Annotated in this window: 19 protein-coding genes and 1 tRNA gene; 14 read left to right on the top strand and 6 right to left on the bottom strand. The window is 68.8% G+C overall.

Going from position 1 to position 18,099, the window contains the following annotated elements:
• Positions 1–92: 92 nt before the first annotated feature.
• A complete protein-coding gene (locus D9T14_RS11920; protein ID WP_119162706.1) occupies positions 93–728 on the bottom strand; it encodes a hypothetical protein in 636 nt (211 codons plus the stop codon).
• A 367-nt stretch (positions 729–1,095) separates the two neighbouring features.
• Here D9T14_RS11920 and D9T14_RS11925 point away from each other — a divergent pair, with 367 nt between their 5' ends.
• The 5 genes from D9T14_RS11925 to D9T14_RS11945 all read left to right on the top strand — a co-directional run bounded on the left by D9T14_RS11925 (position 1,096) and on the right by D9T14_RS11945 (position 6,097).
• Entirely contained in the window at positions 1,096–1,479 is a 384-nt protein-coding gene (locus D9T14_RS11925; protein WP_119162705.1) for a YraN family protein, read from the top strand.
• Positions 1,476–3,011, top strand: coding sequence for a YifB family Mg chelatase-like AAA ATPase (locus tag D9T14_RS11930; RefSeq protein ID WP_119162704.1), 1,536 nt, complete (start codon positions 1,476–1,478; stop codon positions 3,009–3,011). The genes D9T14_RS11925 and D9T14_RS11930 overlap by 4 nt, the downstream gene beginning before the upstream one ends.
• Complete coding sequence (gene dprA, locus D9T14_RS11935; protein ID WP_119162703.1) at positions 3,008–4,156, top strand: DNA-processing protein DprA; 1,149 nt, start codon at positions 3,008–3,010, stop codon at positions 4,154–4,156. The genes D9T14_RS11930 and dprA overlap by 4 nt, the downstream gene beginning before the upstream one ends.
• 240 nt (positions 4,157–4,396) lie before the next feature.
• Positions 4,397–5,722, top strand: a complete 1,326-nt coding sequence (locus D9T14_RS11940) for a TrpB-like pyridoxal phosphate-dependent enzyme (RefSeq protein WP_232012349.1) — start codon at positions 4,397–4,399, stop codon at positions 5,720–5,722.
• 3 nt (positions 5,723–5,725) lie between these two features.
• Entirely contained in the window at positions 5,726–6,097 is a 372-nt protein-coding gene (locus D9T14_RS11945) for a NifB/NifX family molybdenum-iron cluster-binding protein (RefSeq protein WP_119162701.1), read from the top strand.
• Between the two features lie 79 nt (positions 6,098–6,176).
• On the opposite strand, the gene D9T14_RS11950 is transcribed toward D9T14_RS11945, so the two are convergent.
• Both D9T14_RS11950 and D9T14_RS11955 read right to left on the bottom strand, forming a co-directional pair.
• On the bottom strand, positions 6,177–7,031 hold the full coding sequence (locus D9T14_RS11950; protein WP_119162700.1) for an undecaprenyl-diphosphate phosphatase: 855 nt from the start codon (positions 7,029–7,031) through the stop codon (positions 6,177–6,179).
• A gap of 1,096 nt (positions 7,032–8,127) precedes the next feature.
• Positions 8,128–8,217 (bottom strand) — tRNA-Leu (locus tag D9T14_RS11955).
• 153 nt (positions 8,218–8,370) lie between these two features.
• Here D9T14_RS11955 and D9T14_RS11960 point away from each other — a divergent pair.
• Positions 8,371–8,619, top strand: a complete 249-nt coding sequence (locus tag D9T14_RS11960; RefSeq protein ID WP_232012346.1) for a DUF5703 family protein — start codon at positions 8,371–8,373, stop codon at positions 8,617–8,619.
• A gap of 99 nt (positions 8,620–8,718) precedes the next feature.
• Here the strand turns inward: D9T14_RS11960 and D9T14_RS11965 are convergent, their stop codons facing one another.
• On the bottom strand, positions 8,719–9,699 hold the full coding sequence (locus D9T14_RS11965; protein WP_119162699.1) for an aldo/keto reductase: 981 nt from the start codon (positions 9,697–9,699) through the stop codon (positions 8,719–8,721).
• An 86-nt stretch (positions 9,700–9,785) separates the two neighbouring features.
• Between D9T14_RS11965 and mshC the strand changes: the two genes are divergently transcribed.
• Positions 9,786–11,048 carry a cysteine--1-D-myo-inosityl 2-amino-2-deoxy-alpha-D-glucopyranoside ligase gene (gene mshC / locus D9T14_RS11970; protein WP_119162698.1) on the top strand — a complete coding sequence of 421 codons (1,263 nt, stop codon included), beginning with the start codon at positions 9,786–9,788 and terminating at the stop codon, positions 11,046–11,048.
• 134 nt (positions 11,049–11,182) lie between these two features.
• Here mshC and ftsH read toward each other — a convergent pair whose 3' ends face one another.
• Positions 11,183–13,336 (bottom strand): ATP-dependent zinc metalloprotease FtsH, encoded by a 2,154-nt coding sequence (gene ftsH / locus D9T14_RS11975; RefSeq protein ID WP_121588349.1) that lies wholly within the window; start codon positions 13,334–13,336, stop codon positions 11,183–11,185.
• Between the two features lie 231 nt (positions 13,337–13,567).
• Here ftsH and D9T14_RS11980 point away from each other — a divergent pair, with 231 nt between their 5' ends.
• Together D9T14_RS11980 and hisG are read left to right on the top strand one after the other, a co-directional pair.
• Entirely contained in the window at positions 13,568–13,834 is a 267-nt protein-coding gene (locus D9T14_RS11980; protein ID WP_119162696.1) for a phosphoribosyl-ATP diphosphatase, read from the top strand.
• Positions 13,835–13,918: 84 nt separating this feature from the next.
• On the top strand, positions 13,919–14,764 hold the full coding sequence (hisG, locus tag D9T14_RS11985) for an ATP phosphoribosyltransferase (RefSeq protein WP_119162695.1): 846 nt from the start codon (positions 13,919–13,921) through the stop codon (positions 14,762–14,764).
• A 52-nt stretch (positions 14,765–14,816) separates the two neighbouring features.
• On the opposite strand, the gene D9T14_RS11990 is transcribed toward hisG, so the two are convergent.
• Positions 14,817–15,293, bottom strand: a complete 477-nt coding sequence (locus D9T14_RS11990) for a hypothetical protein (RefSeq protein ID WP_119162694.1) — start codon at positions 15,291–15,293, stop codon at positions 14,817–14,819.
• A gap of 323 nt (positions 15,294–15,616) precedes the next feature.
• Here D9T14_RS11990 and infC point away from each other — a divergent pair, with 323 nt between their 5' ends.
• From infC to D9T14_RS13725, 5 genes are all read left to right on the top strand, one after another.
• Positions 15,617–16,315 carry a translation initiation factor IF-3 gene (gene infC, locus D9T14_RS11995; RefSeq protein ID WP_232012345.1) on the top strand — a complete coding sequence of 233 codons (699 nt, stop codon included), beginning with the start codon at positions 15,617–15,619 and terminating at the stop codon, positions 16,313–16,315.
• Between the two features lie 73 nt (positions 16,316–16,388).
• Positions 16,389–16,583: a 50S ribosomal protein L35 gene (gene rpmI, locus D9T14_RS12000; RefSeq protein ID WP_119162693.1), complete on the top strand. Its 195-nt coding sequence runs from the start codon at positions 16,389–16,391 to the stop codon at positions 16,581–16,583.
• Between the two features lie 46 nt (positions 16,584–16,629).
• Positions 16,630–17,001: a 50S ribosomal protein L20 gene (gene rplT / locus D9T14_RS12005; RefSeq protein WP_119162692.1), complete on the top strand. Its 372-nt coding sequence runs from the start codon at positions 16,630–16,632 to the stop codon at positions 16,999–17,001.
• Positions 17,002–17,026: 25 nt separating this feature from the next.
• The gene (locus D9T14_RS12010; protein ID WP_119162691.1) at positions 17,027–17,839 is read left to right on the top strand and encodes a TrmH family RNA methyltransferase; all 813 of its coding nucleotides are present in this window, start codon (positions 17,027–17,029) and stop codon (positions 17,837–17,839) included.
• Entirely contained in the window at positions 17,836–17,991 is a 156-nt protein-coding gene (locus D9T14_RS13725; RefSeq protein WP_170175758.1) for a hypothetical protein, read from the top strand. The genes D9T14_RS12010 and D9T14_RS13725 overlap by 4 nt, the downstream gene beginning before the upstream one ends.
• The last annotated feature ends 108 nt before the right edge of the window (positions 17,992–18,099 follow it).

An 18,099-nucleotide genomic window follows, 5' to 3' on the forward strand; every position in this document is an offset into this window, starting at 1 on the left:
CAACGGACGCCTCGAACACCTCCGCGGCACCGCCCTCGGCTTCCGCAACCTCACCCACTACATCACCCGAAGCCTCCTCGAAACCGGCGGATTCAGACAACACCTACACCCTGGATTGTGAAGAGCCTGGCGAGCTCATCGGCCGCCTCGGCGTACCCGACGTAGCTGCCGACGGCCCGGATCTTGTCCGGGATGGGCAGCTTGTGGTCGACGACGACCGCGGGGACCCCGGCATCCCGGAACTGGCTGGCCACGTCGGAGTGGCGCTGCAGTTGGTTGCCGATGAAGAGCGAACCGTCGACGGACAGCAGGCCCTCCGTGCCGGTCTTCTGGCTGTACTCGTACTGGACCGGTGCGTTGGTGGCCGCCTCGGCGACGCTGTTCGTCGGTGCAGCGTAGACATCGTCCGAGAGGCCCATTGCGGCCATGATGTCAGCGATGTCCTCGCCGCCGACGATCACCTTCGAGATGTCGGTGACGGTGACGCTCGTACCGGTGCCATCGGTGACGGTTGTGGGAAGCTGCGGGTCCGCGGTGACGCTGGGGACGTCGGTGCCTTCAACCCACGCCCACCCCTCGGGCAGCGCCGTGTGCGTGGAAGTGGCCGTTGCTGATGCGTTTGCTGAGCCATCATCCGATGACGTGTCGGATGAGCTGCAGCCGCCCAGCATCGTCATGGAGAGGGCCAGTCCTGTGGCAATCGTTGCCAGGAAGACCTTGCGAGGCATGGATTCGTGGTTCCTTTCGATGGGTTGAACGGTGACTGGATGGCGATCGTTTCAAAGAGGCTTATTCATAGCCTCAATGAATCAAGCTATGACTAGGGGTTTCATCACTCTCTGAGCCTCTGCGAATAAGCCTCAAAGCTTAGCCTTTGCTAATTAGTGATGTCACTGCCTGAGAAGAGATTCGCGAAGGGTCCGTGACGTCGGAAACTCGGCACATCGGCCGAATGACAGGTCTGCATGGTTCGGAGCCAGTTCTTTCTTCCGGTTCGCAGGGCAGTCGGGACGGAGCATGCCGGTTGCTCGTCGCTCTGTGGACAACTGACCGGGGCGGTTCGTGCCGGCCACACTCCGATCGGAGGTGGTGGCGATGAGCACCGGATCGGCGGACACGAGATCACTGGGGCGACGGGGCGAGGACCTCGCAGCGGATTATCTTGAGCGGCTGGGGTGGCGCATCCTCGACCGGAACTGGCGGTGCAGCGCCGGCGAGGTCGATCTCGTCGCCCACGACCCCGGTGAGGACGCCGTCGTCCTCGTCGAGGTGAAGTACCGCACCGGTACCGGCTACGGCTCTCCGCTCGAGGCCATCACGCACACCAAGCGCAGGCATCTGCGGGCCGTCTGCGGCGCCTGGCTGCGCGGGCACCGGGCGGGGCTAGCCGCCGGCACGAGGGTGCGCGTCGATGCCCTCGGTATCGTCAAGACGCCCGGCCGGCGCGCGGAGTTCACCCACGTGCGGGGGCTGGCATGAGCACCGCATCGGCATGGTCCGTCGCCCTCATCGGCGTCCAGGGCACCCCGGTCGAGGTCGAGGCGGCGCTCGGGGCAGGTCTGCCCCGCACCGTGCTCGTGGGCCTGCCCGACACCGCCCTGTACGAGGCCCGTGACCGCTGCCGGGCCGCCGTCGCGGGAGCCGGCCTGCCCTGGCCCGACAGGCTCCTGACGATCAACCTCATCCCCGCCAGCCTGCCCAAGTCGGGCAGTCACTACGACCTGGCGATCGTCGCGGCGGTGCTGGCCTGTTCCGAGCTGGTTCCCCGCACGATCGCCTCGTCGTCGGTGCTTCTCGGGGAGCTGGGCTTGGACGGCCGCGTCCGGGCCGTGCGAGGCGTCCTGCCGGCGCTTCTGGCGGCGCGTTCAGCGGGCATCGAGCGAGCCGTCGTCCCGGCCGGCCAGGTCGGTGAGGCCGGGCTCGTCACCGGCATGACCGTCTGGGGCGTGCGTGACCTGGCCGATCTCGTCGAGGTGCTGCACGGGCGTCCGGTGCCGATCGAGGCGTGTCCGCCGGTCACCGGCGAGCCCGTCGGGCAGCCCGATCTGGCCGACGTCCTCGGCCAGGGGCAGGCCCGCTGGGCCCTCGAGGTCGCGGCGGCCGGAGGACACCACGCGCTCTTCCACGGGCCGCCGGGTACCGGCAAGACGATGCTCGCCAGCTGCCTGCCGAGCATCCTGCCCCCACTCGACGACGAGCAGGCCCTCGAGGTCTCGGCCATCCACTCCCTCGCCGGTGAGGATCTCGCCGGCGGCCTCATCCGGCGAGCCCCGTTCGCCGATCCGCATCACGGCGCAACCGTCGCCGCCATGGTCGGCGGGGGAACGCGCGTTGCACGGCCGGGAGCGATCTCGCTGGCACACCGGGGAGTCCTCTTCCTCGACGAGGCCCCGGAGTTCTCCCCGCAGGTGCTCGACGCCCTGCGCACGCCCCTGGAGTCCGGGCGCATCACCATCGCCCGCTCGGTGACGTCGGTCACCTACCCGGCGCGATTCCAGCTGGTCCTGGCCGCCAATCCCTGCCCGTGCGGCAACTTCGGGGTCCAGGGCGCCGACTGCCGGTGCACGCCCATGGCGGTGCGCCGGTACGCCCAGCGGATCAGCGGCCCAGTGCTCGACCGCATCGACGTGCACGTCCAGATGACCGGTGAGGACGCCGTATTCCTCGCGGCCGGTCGTGACGGGCTGAGGGGTGAGAGCTCCGCGTGCGTCCGGGAACGCGTCACCGAGGCGCGCCGGCGCCAGTCCCGGCGCCTGGCGGGAACGCCGTGGGCGCTCAACGCCCACGTCCCCGGTCCCCATCTGCGCCGCGAGCTGCCGCCGGCCGAGGGCGCTGAACTCATCGACCAGGCACTGGCCCGGGGCCTCCTCACGGCTCGCGGTGTCGACAAGGTCCTGCGCATCGCCTGGACCGTCGCAGATCTGAGAGGTCACGACAGGGTCAGGCGCGCCGACCTCACCACTGCCATGGGCCTGCGCAGCGGTGAACTCTGGGCGGGGGCGGCGGCATGAGCGCCACGACGAACTCAGACTGGACCCCTGAGCGTCGCGCCAGGGCCGCGCTCACGTTCATCTGCGAGCCGGGCAAACCGGATCTTTCCCGGCTCGTCGCCGAGCAGGGCGCCCCCGCCGTCGTCGAGGCACTCCGCAACGCGAGCAGCGGCGCAGCATGGACCCGGCGTGCCCGCTGCCTCGACCTCGACGCCCTCATCGCCCGGGCAGAGGGCATGGACGCGCGGCTGATCATCCCCGGCGACGACGAGTGGCCCCCGGACCTGGCCGGGCTGGAGCGCATCGAACCGGTCGGCGGCATGTGCGGTGCGCCGCTGGCGCTGTGGGTGAGGGGCAGGAGCAGGCTCGACGAGATCCTGCCGGCCGGCCGGAGAGCGCTGGCCGTCGTCGGCGCCCGGGCCTGCACGCGGTACGGGCAGCTCGCGGCCACCGATCTGGCATCGCAGCTGGCCGGGCAGTTCCCCATCGTCAGCGGCGGCGCCTACGGCATCGACATCGCCGCTCACCGGGGTGCCCTCGGCGTGGGTGCGCCAACCATCGCCATCATGGCCGGCGGACTCGACGAGTGGTATCCGAGAGGAAACACCCGAGTCTTCGAGCAGATCGTCGACGAGTGGGCGGTCATCTCCGAGTTGCCGCCCGGAATGCGGCCCACCCGCCCGGGTTTCCTCGCCCGGAACCGGCTCATCGCCGCCCTGGCCATGGGTGTTGTCGTCGTCGAGGCCGCTGCCCGCTCGGGGGCGGTCAACACGGCGCGCTGGGCGGGATCTCTCGGGAGGATCGTCATGGCCGTTCCCGGGCCGGTCACGTCGGGCATGAGCGAGACCCCGCACCGGCTCATCCGCGATCATGAGGCCGAACTCGTCGCAGGGGCCGATGACGTGAGGGCGCTGCTCTGCGAGCCGGGTGAGCAGCCCGAGATGCTGTCCGCCACGCCCTCCCGGCTGCTCGATGGACTCGATCCGCAGTTGCTCGCCGTCCGTGAGGCGTTGCCGGGGCGGGGCAGCCTCACCGTCGACGAGCTGGCCGCGAGGGCCCGGTGCACCAGTGCCACGTGCGCCGGCGCGCTCATCGAACTGGAACTGCTCGGCCTGGTCGGGCAGTCGGCGCCGGGGCGGTGGAGGCTCAGCAGACCCCGCCGATGAGCAACGGCCCGTGCGGCCAGCGCCGGCCCGCCCAGCCCATGGCCCCCGCACGACCTGCCGGCGAAGAGCCCGGTCCTGCCGATCCTGCCGAGTCGCGGCGGCCTGGTACGCCTCCTGGACACCGGGGAGGCGGGAGCAGCCCACTGGTTAAGATGAGCTGACGGGCGCGCAGCGCCGCACCCGGACGACGAAGTCCAAGCCCTACGGTTCCGGTCGATGGGTGACCAGAAGGAGTGCCACGTGAGTCAGAACACCGAACAGGCCACTGGAGTCAATCCCGACGCCGTGCCCAGCCTCGGCATCGAGGTTCCCTCGCAGGTGCCGACGCACTGGTACAACATGAACGCCGATTTCCCCGAGCCCCTGCCACCGGCTCTCAACCCGGCCACCGACGAGCCCATCCAGCCGGGCGACCTCGAGCCGCTGTTCGCCAGGTCCCTCATCGCCCAGGAACTCAGCACCGAGCGTTACCTAGAGATTCCGCAGCCGGTCCGCGAGGTCTATGCCCTGTGGCGTCCCAGCCCGTTGCGCCGCGCCGTCCGCCTGGAGCGCGCCCTGGGCACCAAGGCGAAAATCTACTACAAGTACGAGGGCGTGAGCCCCTGCGGCTCGCACAAGCCGAACAGTTCCGTCCCGCAGGCCTACTTCAACAAGATCGAGGGCATCGAGCGGCTGACCACCGAGACCGGTGCCGGCCAGTGGGGCGCCTCGCTGGCCTTCGCCTGCGCCCTGTTCGGCATGACCTCCCAGACCTGGCAGGTCCGCACCTCGTACGAGCAGAAGCCCTACCGGCACATCCAGATGGGTGTCTACGGTTCGCAGTGCTACTCCTCCCCGTCCGAGCTGACCGAGTCGGGTCGCCGGCTCCGTGAGCAGTTCCCCGACACCACCGGCTCGCTCGGGATGGCGATCTCCGAGGCCGTCGAGGTCGCCGCGAACGATCCCGGTACCCACTACGCGCTCGGCAGCGTGCTCAACCACGTCATGATCCACCAGAGCGTCATCGGTCTCGAACTGCTCGACCAGCTCAAGGAACTCGGCGAGGACCAGGCCGACGTCGTCTTCGCCTGCGCCGGTGGCGGCTCGAACGCTGCTGGCATCATCTTCCCCCTGCTCGGCCAGAACCTGCGCGAGGGCTCGACGACGCGTTTCGTCGCCGTCGAGCCGGCCGCCTGCCCGTCGATGACCCAGGGCGAGTACCGCTACGACTTCGGCGATGTCGCCGGGATGACCCCCAAACTCAAGATGTACACCCTCGGCACCGACTTCGTGCCCCCGGCCATCCACGCCGGTGGCCTGCGCTACCACGGCATGAGCCCGATGATCAGCCATGCCGTCCACCTCGGGCTCATCGAGCCGGCCGCCGTCGAGCAGGACCGCTCCTTCGAGGCGGGCATCACCTTCGCCCGCACCGAGGGCATCATCCCGGCCCCCGAGTCCACGCACGCCATCGCAGGTGCCCTGGACCATGCCGTCAGCGACGAGGTCCGGGACGGTGAGGTCATCGTCATCGGCGTCTCCGGCAACGGCGTCCTGGACCTGGCGGCCTACGACGGTAAGTTCTGAGCCATGACCGAGATCAGTACGAACCGTCATGTCGTGTCCCTCGCCCTGGGTGCCGATGGCACACCCTGCGGTCTCGGCCGTGCCCCGCGCATGGCCGTCGCCACCGTCGAGGATGGCCGGCTCGTCGACTGGCGCGTCGAGGAGACCAGCTGGGACGTCCTCCACGATCAGGGCGAGCACGGGCAGCACCATGCCCGCATCGTGCGTTTCATGCGCGACAACGGCGTCGAGGTCGCTGCCGCAGCCCACATGGGCCCGCCCATGGTGAACACGCTCAACAAGCTGGGGCTGGCAGTCGTCGTCGATGTTCCCGCCGACATGGCTCCCGAGCAGGCCGTGGTGGCGGTCGTCGGGGCCTTGGACCAGGACGCCTGAACCCGCCTGCGGGACAGCGTTTCCCGCATGACGAGGAGGGCCCGCCCAGCACCTGGGCGGGCCCTCCTCTGCGCGAGGGTCAGGGGGTGACCACGCCCAGCATGAGCAGGACGATGATCACGGCGGCCAGGATGACGCGGTAGACGATGAAGCCGGTGAACTTGTTGCTCGAGACGAACTTCAGCAGCCAGGCGATCGAGAAGTAGGCAACGACGAGCGAGACGAGAGTGGCCACGATGGTGGGTGCCCAGCCGATGGCCGTACCGCCGGCCGGGGCGGCCGTGATGTTGGAGGCCTCGGTGATGGCCTCGTAGATCCCGGCAGCCACCAGGGCGGGGATGCCCATGTAGAACGACAGGCGAGTCGCTGTCTCACGGGTGTACCCGCGGAACAGGCCGGCCGAGATCGTCGCACCGGAACGGGAGATACCCGGGAACAGGGGGGCGAGGGCCTGGAACAGGCCGATGACGAGGGCGTCCTTGATGCCGACGTCCTTCATCTCGCGGGTCAGGTCCTTGCGCCGGTCGGCAGCGGCCATGGCGATGCTCCACAGCAGCAGGGCGCCGGCGATGACCCACAGCGAGCTCAGGACCCCCTCGATGAGGTCCTTGCACAGCAGGCCGACGACGGCGACGGGGATGGATCCGATGATGATGCCCCAGCCGAGCGTGTAATCGGGGTCCTCGCGGCTGTCCCTGCTGGAGAGACCGCGGAACCAGGCCGCGATGATCCGGACGATGTCCTTCCAGAAGTAGACGATCGCTGCGAGGATCGCACCCACCTGGATGATGGCGGTGAAGGCGGTGATGCCGGCGCCCTGGATGTCATAACCAAGCAATTTCTCGACGATCCGGAGATGGCCTGTGCTTGAGACGGGCAGGAATTCAGTGATGCCTTCGACGATACCGAGCAGGATTGCGTGCAGAAGATTCATGGATGCCTTTGCGTATCGGGGTGCCGGTGTACCGGCCGGGCCGTCCAAAGCCTAGCCTGCCCGAGCCAATCGGCCCGGGGACGCAATGACTGCGCCGCCCGGGCCGATTATCCTCAAACCCGCATGGGGGTGTACGGGGAGGCTCCAGCTGTGAACAGTGCTTGGCGCGGGGGTGGGCCAAGCCAGTCTGTCGCTGGGGGTGGGCTTCTGGAGGATCCCGATCGTTCACCGAGGGGCGGGCGCCTGTCGCGGGGGTGTTACCTGACCAGCGCTGCGGTGAACCGTCGGGCGCCGGTTCCTCTCAGACCCATGCGCGACAGATGTGGGGGTGGGTGGCGCAATGCCAAGCACCGTTCACAGCTCTGCGTTGTGACTTTCTAACGAAAACCACAGGAAGCAGTGTAGACGATCCTTTCACTGAAAGCCAGCCGGGGGTGCGGGCCTTAGGGATGAATAGGGGTAAATCTCTCGATGATCAGGGTCATTCCCTGGGGTGAGCTGGAAGGATGCCGGTGCCAGTCGGGTTCAACGGAAAAAAATTTCGTAAAATTTTCTGTGATCATCATGGGAACAGGGCGGTCGGGGGGCTTGGAGCTGTGAGTCGCTTCACAGCTTCGTGACGGAGGGGAATGATGTCGAGGGGCCTCAGGGTCATCCAGAAGGGATTCGGCTGCGGCGACGGGGATGCGCGTGGAGTGCATCTGCTGCGGGCGGCGCTGTCGCCGGTGGTGAGTCGTCAGAGGGGTGTGCCAGTGGGTGCAGAAGAAGTCGTTCCCGCGGCCTGGCATCGAGACGGAGCAGGGGCCGTTGATGGTGGGGTCGGCGGTCGAGGCGTGGCTCGGGAAGAACCCTCGCAGGCCTGGGCGGCCACCGACGACGTGATCACCGGGCGTGCCACGACGAATCGTCCACCGGCTCGAGCGAGACGTCCCCCTGCGTCGTGCAGACGACATGGTGTGCGCCGGATCAGAGGCCGGGTCCGTGCCGTCCCGTGCACCGAAAATGGCGTGACTCGGTGTGATGCTGCCCGGTTCGGCAATCCCCCGGGGATGGCACAAAACCCCTGGCCAATCAGATGTGGCCAAGGGTTTTCGTCTGGTGTCCGAGAGAGGACTTGAACCTCCATGGCCTAAAAGCGGCCACTAGCACCTCAAGCTAGCGCGTCTACCAATTCCGCCACCCGGACATCGCTGCGGCTGACCGCAACAGATAGTGATGGTAGCAGAGTCTCGGGGGATAACGCGAATCAGGGTCATTGCTTTCAGTCTGCGGCGAGACGCGGCATTGACCGGCGAACCGGATCGGGGCATCGTGGTCCGAGAGCGGACAGGAGACATACGTGAACGGCGGAACGGACCACATCACCTCGGTGCAGCTGACCCGGCAGATGCGCGGCGGGATCGAGTACGAGGTGCAGCGGATCAGGCTCGCCCGCTGGGTCACCCGCAACCAGGCGCGGCGCATCCTCACCGAGCAGGCACAGCACAACGGGTGGGAGCTGTGGCGGCTGCGCCGCTATCGGGATGGTTCGCGTGAGGCCTGGCTGCGACGCAAGATCATCCGGGCCCGCCTCACCGTGTTCGTGTGAGGGGCCCGGCCGCTGGTCCGGCGCTGCCATGGTCGGGGCAGCGGGTCCGGGACACGGCCAATCCGCCAGATGGGGCGCCGGGTCCCGTCCGGACGGCTCTCAGCCCGACGCGCCCGGCTGCGTTCTGGCCTGGTTCGGGCCGCCGGTCACGTCGTCGAGGGCGGCGATGATCGGCTCGGGCAGGGTGACCGAGTCGAGATCGAGATAGGGCTCGAGTTGGTCGACCGTGCGCGCGCCGAGCAGGGGAGCGGTGACGCCCGGGGCGTCGCGTACCCACAGCAGCGCGGTCTGTGCCGGGGTGAGGCCCAGGCCGTCGGCGGCCCGGGCAACGGCATCGACGACGGCGCGGCTGCGTGACTCCAGGTAGGGTTCGACGAACCAACTGAAGTGATCCTTGGCTCCCCGGGAGTCCCGGGGCAGGCCCCTGCGGTATTTCCCGGTGAGCACGCCCCGCCCGATGGGTGACCAGGCGAAGAGCCCCATGCCGTGCGCGGCAAGCGCCGGAATCACCTCGACCTCGGCCCGCCGGGCCAGCAGCGAGTACTCGACCTGCCCGCTCACCAGGCTGGCGCGCCCGGGAAGGGCCTTCTGCCAGGCGGCGGCGGTGCCCACCTGCCAGCCGATGAAGTTGCAGACGCCGACGTAGCGCGCCATGCCGGAGCTTACGGCGGTGTCGAGGGCGGTCAGCGTCTCCTCGTAGGGGGTGTGCCCCCAGGCGTGCACCTGCCACAGGTCGACGTGGTCGGTGTGGAGGCGGCGTAGGGAACCGGCCAGGTCGTCGAGCATCGCCTTGCGCGAGGTGTCGATGACCTGGCTTCCGTCACGGAACCCGAAACCGGCCTTGGTCGCGATGACCAGGTCATCGCGCCGGACGTGGGTGCGGGTGATCCGGCCGATCATCTTCTCCGCCGCTCCACCGCCGTAGGCCGGTGCAGTGTCGATGAGGGTTCCGCCTGACTCGGTGAACCGTTCGACGAGGCTCTCGGCCGTGCGCAGATCGGTGTCGCCGCCCCAGGTCATGGTGCCGAGCCCTAGCCTGCTGACCTCCAGCCCGGAGTCGCCCACCGTGCGCGTCTTCACCGAATTCTCCTGCCCCGCGGGCCTGGCTGGTGCCCGTCGTATGTGCTCCCGGGCGCAAGCCTAGTGGTCGCGGGTATTTTGAGTGCATGCGAGCATGGCCAACCGTTGAGGTCCCCACGATCCCTGACACCCCGAGCAGCTACCAGGTGCCTGAGCGGGTGAGCCTGGTCACCACGAACGACAGGGCACTGACCCCGGTCGGACCGGAACGCGGTGTCGCGGGTCTGTACGTGTGCGGCATCACCCCGTACGATGCGACCCATCTCGGGCATGCGTTCACCTATGTGACGTTCGACGTGCTGAACCGGGCCTGGCGCGACACCGGTCTCACGGTCCAGTACGCCCAGAACGTCACCGACGTCGACGACCCGCTGCTCGAACGCGCCGCCGCCACCGGCGTCGACTGGCGTGAGCTGGCCGACGAGCAGGTCGACCTGTTCCGCTCCGACATGACCGCGCTGCGTGTCCTCCCGCCGGACTGGTACGTTCCGGCCACCTCTGTCATCCCTGAGGTCGTCGAACTGGTGGAAAGGCTCGCCGGGTCCGGGCTCGTCTATCAGGTCGACGACCCCGAGTATCCCGACTGGTACTTCCGTACCACCGAGGCCCCCGGGTTCGGCGCCGAGAGCCACCTCGGCCGCGAGGCCATGCTCGTCGAGTTCGCCGAACACGGCGGCGACCCCGATCGCCCCGGCAAGAAGGACGCCCTCGACTGCCTGGTCTGGCGTCTGGAGCGCCCCGGTGAGCCCGCATGGGAGTCCTCGCTCGGGCGCGGTCGTCCCGGCTGGCACATCGAGTGCACCGTCACCGCCCTCAACCGCCTCGGCACGGCCTTCGCCGTCCAGGGCGGCGGCCGCGACCTGACCTTCCCGCACCATGAGATGTGCGCTGCCGAGGCCATCGCCGCCACCGGCGAGCCGTTCGCCGCGGCCTACGCGCACGTCGGCATGGTCGGCATGGACGGCGAGAAGATGAGCAAGTCACTCGGCAACCTCGAGCTCGTCAGTCGGCTGACTGCCGGTGGCGCCGATCCGATGGCGGTCCGCCTCGCGCTGCTCACCCACCACTACCGCGGTGACTGGGAGTGGAGCGCTGAGCAGCTCGGCACGGCCCAGCGTCGCCTGGACGCCTGGCGCGCCGCTGCCCGAGCCGACCGCGGCACGAGCGCCGTACCGGTCATCGCCGATCTGCGCCGTGCGCTGCGCAACGACCTGGATGTCCCGACCGCTCTCGCGGTCGTCGACGAGTGGAGTTCCGCGGTCCTGGCCGGCGACGGGCAGGACGAGGAGGCCCCCGGGCAGGTGGCCGCGGCCGTCGATGCCCTGCTCGGTGTCGCCCTGATCCGCTGACGCGGCGAGCCGGTCCCGTGCGGCGGCCGGTGAGAGCGGGTCCGGCGCGCCGGGCGATGGTGCCGACAGGACATGCCGGGCGGCGATACGTGTGGGTCCGACCCCAAGGGAGGTCGGGCCCACACGGCGCTCTGTCAGCCGATCGGCGGCAGCGGGTGCCGCCCGTAGCCTGGGGCGTCGGGTTCAGGATTGCCGGTGGACTGCGGCGGGGGGAGTGTCGCCAGGTCATCGTCGGTCGGCTCCCCCGCAGCCGTCTCGTCCTTCGTGGGGCGTTCGATACCGGCCACCTCGTAGACCTCTGCCTCGTCGAGGGTCTCCTTCAGGAGCAACCGCTGCGCGATCGCGTCGAGCTGCGAGCGGTGCTCGCGCAACAACGTGACGGCCTGCTCGTGGCACTCCTCGATGATGCGGCGCACCTCTTCGTCGACCGTTGCGAGCGTCGCGTCGGAGATGCCGAGCTGGTGCGGGTCGGCGTCGTGCGGGAGGACCGTGACCGGGCCGACCTTCTTGCTCATGCCCCAGCGCCCGACCATCTGGCGGGCGATGTTGGTGGCCTGGGTGAGGTCGGACTCGGCTCCGGTGGTGATGACGCCGAAGACCGCGTCCTCGGCCGCCATGCCACCCAGGGCCCCGACGATACGGCCGCGCAGGTACTCCTCGTCGTAACCGTACTTGTCGGTGTCGGGCGTTGACAGCGTGACGCCGAGTGCCTGGCCGCGTGGGATGATCGAGACCTTGCGCACCGGGTCGGCGCCCTTCTGGAGCATGCCGAGCAGGGCGTGACCGCCCTCGTGGTAGGCGGTGCGACGCTTCTCCTCGTCGGGGATGACCACCGAGCGGGCGACGCCGAGCTGGATCTGCTCGAGTGCATTGGTGAAGTCGCGCTGGTAGACGGCCTGGTCGGCCCGCCGTGCCGCCTGGAGGGCCGCCTCGTTGGCGAGGTTCGCCAGGTCGGCGCCGGTCATGCCCGGCGTCGAGGCGGCGATCTGCGTCAGGTCGACGTCGGAGGCCATCGGGATCTCGCGGGTGTGCACCTTGAGGATCGACTCGCGGCCCTTCTGGTCGGGCGCGCTGACCGTGATGACCCGATCGAAACGGCCCGGACGGGTGAGCGCCGAATCGAGCACATCGGCGCGGTTGGTGGCCCCCATGACGATGACCCCCTCGGTTCCGTCGAAGCCGTCCATCTCGGTGAGGATCTGGTTCAGCGTCTGCTCGCGCTCGTCGTTGCCGCCCATGGAACGGCTGGAGGCGCGGGAGCGGCCGATCGCGTCGATCTCGTCGATGAAGATGATCGAGGGAGCCGTCTTGCGGGCCTCGTCGAACAGCTGGCGTACGCGCTGGGCGCCCACGCCGACGATCATCTCGATGAACTCCGAGGCCGAGGCCGAGTAGAAGGGCACATCGGCCTCACCGGCCGTGGCGCGGGCCAGTAGCGTCTTGCCGGTGCCTGGCTCGCCCTCGAGTAGAACGCCCTTGGGGGCGCGTGCGCCGACCCTGCGGTACTTCTCGGGGTTGCGCAGGAAGTCGACGATCTGGCTGACCTCCTCCTGGACCTCGTCGATGCCGGCGACGTCGGAGAAGTTCACCCGGACGACGTCCTTGCGGACCGGTTTCACGTCACGGTTGATGCCGCCGAGCCCACCCAGGCCGCCGCCCTTGGACATGCGGTTCATGAACCACATGTAGGCGCCGATGATGAGCAGCCACGGGCCGAAGGCCAGCAGGATGCTCGCCAGGGGGCTCATGGATTCGACGGTGGAACTCGCCGAGACGGTGACGCCATGCGCATTGAGCAGAGCGAGCAGATTGTCCTGCGCCCAAGTGGGACGTTCGGTGGTGAACTGAGTGTACTTCTGGCCGGCCTTGGTCTCAGAGTCGTCCGGGACGGTGCGCTCTTCCTTCAGCTTGCCGTCGATCGTGTCGCCGGTCGCGTGGACGACCTCGACGTTGTCCGTCTTGACCTGCGTGACGAACTCGTTGTAGCTGATCTGCGGCGGCTTGCGCGACTCGTTGTACCAGCTGACGGCGGCCAGCATGATGGCGAGCAGGATGATCCACGGCACGATCCGAGCCCACAGCGGCCGCTTGGGGCGCTTGTCGTCATCGCCGGGCAGGCCCTCGGTGTGCCAGGGCTTGGGCGAGTCGAGCGGCGGGGGGCCGGAGGGGGCCTCGCTGCGCCACTTCTTCCGGGCCGTGTCCTTGTCGCGCGGAGGGTCCTGTGTGGACAGGCCACTCAGACCGGACCGGCCGGTGCGTTCCGGTGAGGGCGACGACTCTCGTGCCATGAACACCTCCTGTGCAGTGCATATCGATAGTAGGTGCCTCAGCAGACAAATTCCCGTCGCCGGCGCCCGGCGGGCCTCTCCTCGGCGCGAACCCGGCCGGTGCCGCGCCCGCGAGCATCCGACGCATCGGTGCCCGATCCGGGGTGCTCAGGGGCGGGCCGTCGCCAGTGCCCCGCCCGGCTCGGCGCCGCGTCCGATCCGGGGTGCTCCCGGGTGGGCTAGGCTGGCGCGGTGAGCAAGAGTTTCGATCAGCTGTTCGCCGAACTGACCCGGACGGCGGCCGAGCGCCCGGCCGGGTCCGGTACCGTCGCAAAACTGGACGAGGGCACCCACGCCATCGGCAAGAAGGTCGTCGAGGAGGCGTCCGAGGTCTGGATGGCCGCCGAGTACCAGTCCCGGGAACAGCTGGCCGTCGAGATCAGCCAGCTCCTGTACTGGGCGCAGGTCATGATGATCGACAAGGGGCTCGCCCTGGAAGACGTCTACCGTCACCTGTGACAGCCCTGCTCGCCAGACCCCTCCCGCGGCCTGCCGGGCCGCGCAGACCGTCGAAGGAAGCTCGTCGTGAGTGAAGACACACTGATGCGTATCGCCGTGCCCAACAAGGGCGCCCTGGCCGCCGCCGCCGCCCAGATGCTGCACGAGGCGGGCTATGCGCAGCGCACCGACTCGAAGGAACTCGTCCTGGCCGACGAGGAGAACGGCGTCGAGTTCTACTATCTGCGGCCGCGCGACATCGCCGTCTACGTGGGTGAGGGCACTCTCGACCTGGGTATCACCGGCCGGGACATGCTCGTCGACTCCGGCGCTGCCGCCAGCGAGATCCTCTCGCTGGGTTTCGGCGTGAGCCGTTTCCGTTTCGCGGCCCCGAAGGAGGCCGGTTACCAGCTGGCCGACCTGAACGGCAAGCGGATCGCCACCAGCTACCCCGGCCTGCTGCGCCGCTACCTTGCCGAGCACGGCATCGACGCCCGCCTCGTCCACCTCGACGGCGCCGTCGAGTCGAGCATCGCCCTCGGTGTCGCCGATGCGATCGCCGATGTCGTCGAGACCGGCACGACACTGCGCAAGGCCGGTCTCGAGCTCTTCGGCGAGCCGATCCTCAAGAGCGAGGGCATCCTGATCCGCCGCAACTCCGGCGAGATCGACGCCATCGCGCTCGACCACTTCACCCGCCGCCTCTCGAGCGTCCTGGTGGCCCGGGACTACGTCCTCATGGACTACGACTGCCCGACCGCGGTGCTCGAGGAGGCCACGGTGCTGACCCCGGGCTACGCCGCACCGACCATCACCGAGCTGGCCCGGCCGGACTGGGTCGCCGTGCGCGCCATGGTGCGCCGCGGCGATGCCCAGCGGCTCATGGACGAGCTGTGGGATCTCGGTGCTCGCGCGATCCTCGTGACCGAACTCGGGGCCTGCCGGCTCTGAGCAGGCCGAGGTCGGGCCCCTTTCCCGGGGCTGAGATCCTGAGGCAGAAGGATCAGTCGATGCCGCGGCGCTGCAGGATCGTGGTGATCTCCGTCTCGTCCAGGTCATCGGTGACAGGGCCCTTGCTCGCAGCGGGCTCGGGCCGGCCGGCTGCGGGGCTCGAGGCGCCACTGACCCCCAGACGCTTCTGCATCGCGGCCTCCCGGCGCTGCTTGCCCTCGGCCCGGCTCACACCATCCATGAACGAGGCGATGACGTAGAGGAGCAGGCCCAGGCCGGCGCAGATGATGCCCGCCCACATCCTGGTGTCCAGGCTCTGCTCTCGGGCCCAGCTCACGAGGCCCCGTGCGGCATCGGCAAGGAGAACCATCACATCGGTCAGCCAGGCGCCGACGAAGAAGACCGAGAAGGCGATGCCGTGCAGGAGGGCGCGGGCGCTGCGGCGACGTCGCCACCCCAGGACCGCGTAGAGCAGCCCGAGAGCGACCAGTGCGGCGGTGACGACGAGAGCCAGGGTCTGGGCATTCATGACTCAAGACTGTCACATGAACACCGGCCACGCCCGCTCCCGGTGCGGCGCCGGGCCGATTTCGTTCGCCGGTTCCCGTCGTCTAAACTTGAGGAGTTGACCGGCGTCGGGTCATCGTCCCGGTGCCGCCATCAGCACGCAAGTGGAGGCCTGACTCCCACCTTGCCGCGCCTCGCGCGACGGGTCAGTTTGTGCAGGACGCGTGGCTGCCTGAGCAGCCGCGCGGGGGCTCCTTGTCCCCGTCGTCGTCCGGTCCGGACATCGCCAGGCCTTCACCCGCGGGTGAAGGCCTTTTCCGTCTGCCGGTCACGACGGCCACGTCATTGGAGGACATAATCAGCAACGAACTGCGCATCAACGAGCGCATCCGTGTTCCCGAGGTTCGCCTCGTCGGACCCAACGGCGAGCAGATCGGCATCGTCCGCGTCGAGCAGGCGATGCAGCTCGCCCGTGAACAGGACCTCGATCTCGTCGAGGTCGCGGCGAATGCGCGCCCGCCCGTCTGCAAACTCATGGACTACGGCAAGTTCAAGTACGAGAACGCCCAGAAGGCCCGCGAGTCCCGCCGCAACCAGTCCAACACCGTCGTCAAGGAGATGAAGCTCCGACCCAAGATCGACGAGCACGACTACGAGACCAAGAAGGGTCATGTCGTTCGTTTCCTGCGCGGCGGCGACAAGGTGAAGATCACCATCATGTTCCGGGGCCGCGAGCAGTCGCGCCCCGAACTCGGCCTCAACCTGCTCAAGCGCCTGGCCGACGATGTCATCGAGGACGGCGTCGTCGAGCAGAATCCCAAGCAGGAGGGGCGCAACATGCACATGGTGCTGACCCCCACCCGCAAGAAGAGCGAGGCCCGCACCGAGCAGGAGGCCGAGAAGGCCCGCAAGCTGGCCCGCCGTGCCGATGAGGCCGCTGCTGAGAAGGCCGAGGAGGCCCGCCTCCGTGAGGAGGCCAGGAAGCAGCCCAAGAAGAAGAAGCGTGGTCCGGCCGACAACATGGACCCCGATGTCGATCTGTGAGCCACGGCTCGCAGGAGGCCTCGACAACCAGCTGACGTCGGTGGACGTCGGACGATAGTGAATGGAGCGACAGATGCCCAAGATGAAGACGCACTCCGGTGCCAAGAAGCGTTTCAAGGTGACCGGCAGCGGCAAGCTCATGCACGCCCGCGCCGGCAAGGCACACCTGAACGAGCACAAGCCCACCCGGCGCACCCGTCGTCTCTCGGTGGACGCCCCGCTCAACAAGGCAGACGCCAAGAAGGCCCGCAGGATGCTCGGCATCTGAGCCGGCGTTTTTCCTCATCGATCGTTCAAACCAAGGAGTACAAACCATGGCACGCGTCAAGCGCGCAGTGAATGCGAAGAAGAAGCGTCGCGAGATCCTCGAGCAGGCGTCGGGCTACCGCGGTCAGCGGTCCCGTCTCTACCGCAAGGCCAAGGAGCAGGTGCTGCACTCGGGCACCTACGCCTTCCGCGACCGCAAGGCCAGGAAGGGCGATTTCCGCTCGCTGTGGATCCAGCGCATCAATGCTGCGACCCGCGCCGAGGGCATGACCTACAACCGTTTCATCAGCGGCCTGAAGAACGCCGGCGTCGAGGTCGACCGCAAGATCCTCGCCGAGCTCGCCGTGAGCGATCCCACCGCGTTCTCGGCCCTGGTGAAGGTCGCCAAGGAGAACCAGCCCGCCGCCAACGCGGCCTGACCCAGGCCGCTGTGGCGCGAGAAGCATGAAGGACCAGCCGAACCCGGACGTCCCTCTCATCTCTGGCAGGGCGCTGGGTTCGGCTCGTCGTCTGCGGCGACGGAAGGCTCGTGCCGAGACGGGCCTGTTCCTCGCCGAGGGCGCGCAGGTGGTGCGTGAGGCCCTGAGGTGTCCGGGAGTGGTCGTCAGGCTCGTCGTCGACGATCCGCAACGCCATGGCGAACTCATACCGGTGGCTGCCGGCGTCGAGGTGGTACGCGCCCGCCCCGAAGACCTGCGCGCCCTGTGCGACACGGTCACGCCGCAGGGCGTCGTAGCGGTCTGCCGCTGGCCCCGGGCGCGCCTGGCGGCGGTGCAGAACCCGCGCCTCGTCGTCATCTGCGCCCAGGTGCGGGACCCGGGCAACGCGGGCACGGTCGTGCGATGTGCCGACGCCTTCGGTGCGGACGCCGTGGTCCTCACCCGTGGCTCGGTCGACGTCACCAACCCCAAGACCGTCCGCGCCACGGTCGGCAGTCTCTTCCACCTGCCCGTCGTCACGGACGTCGATCTCGGCGAGACGATCGAGTGGGCCCACGCCCAGAACATGACGGTGCTCGCCGCCGATGGCGGAGGGGTCCCCCTCGACGAACTCGACGCCCGGGGCGAGCTGGCCCGCCCCACGGCGTGGCTGATGGGCAACGAGGCGTGGGGGCTGCCCGCTGAGCATCTCGCGGCGGCCGACCAGGTGGCGGCAGTGCCGATGTGGGGGCGGGCGGAGAGCCTCAACCTGTCGACCGCGGCGGCGATCTGCCTGTACGCCTCGGCCAGTGCCCAGCGGAGGTCACCGGAACAATGAACACGGCCGTCGACGCCCTCCTCATCGTGCTCATCATCGCTGCCGCCATCGCCGCAGGCGGGTTGTTCTGGCTCGGCCACCGGCAGTCGCGGCGGCAGCCGGGCGCCGGCCCGGACAGCGGTGGACGGCCCGGGAACCCACAGGGGCAGTGATCCGGCACCGGAGGCGGAGACGTGACTACCGTGAGCCCGTCCCTCGTGCCGTGCCAGGGGCTGGTGGCCGACGGTCCGCCCCGCCGAATCCCGTCTGCTGATGCTCGG

It is taken from the genome of Propionibacterium australiense (genome assembly GCF_003666605.1).
Lineage (GTDB): Bacteria > Actinomycetota > Actinomycetes > Propionibacteriales > Propionibacteriaceae > Propionibacterium > Propionibacterium australiense.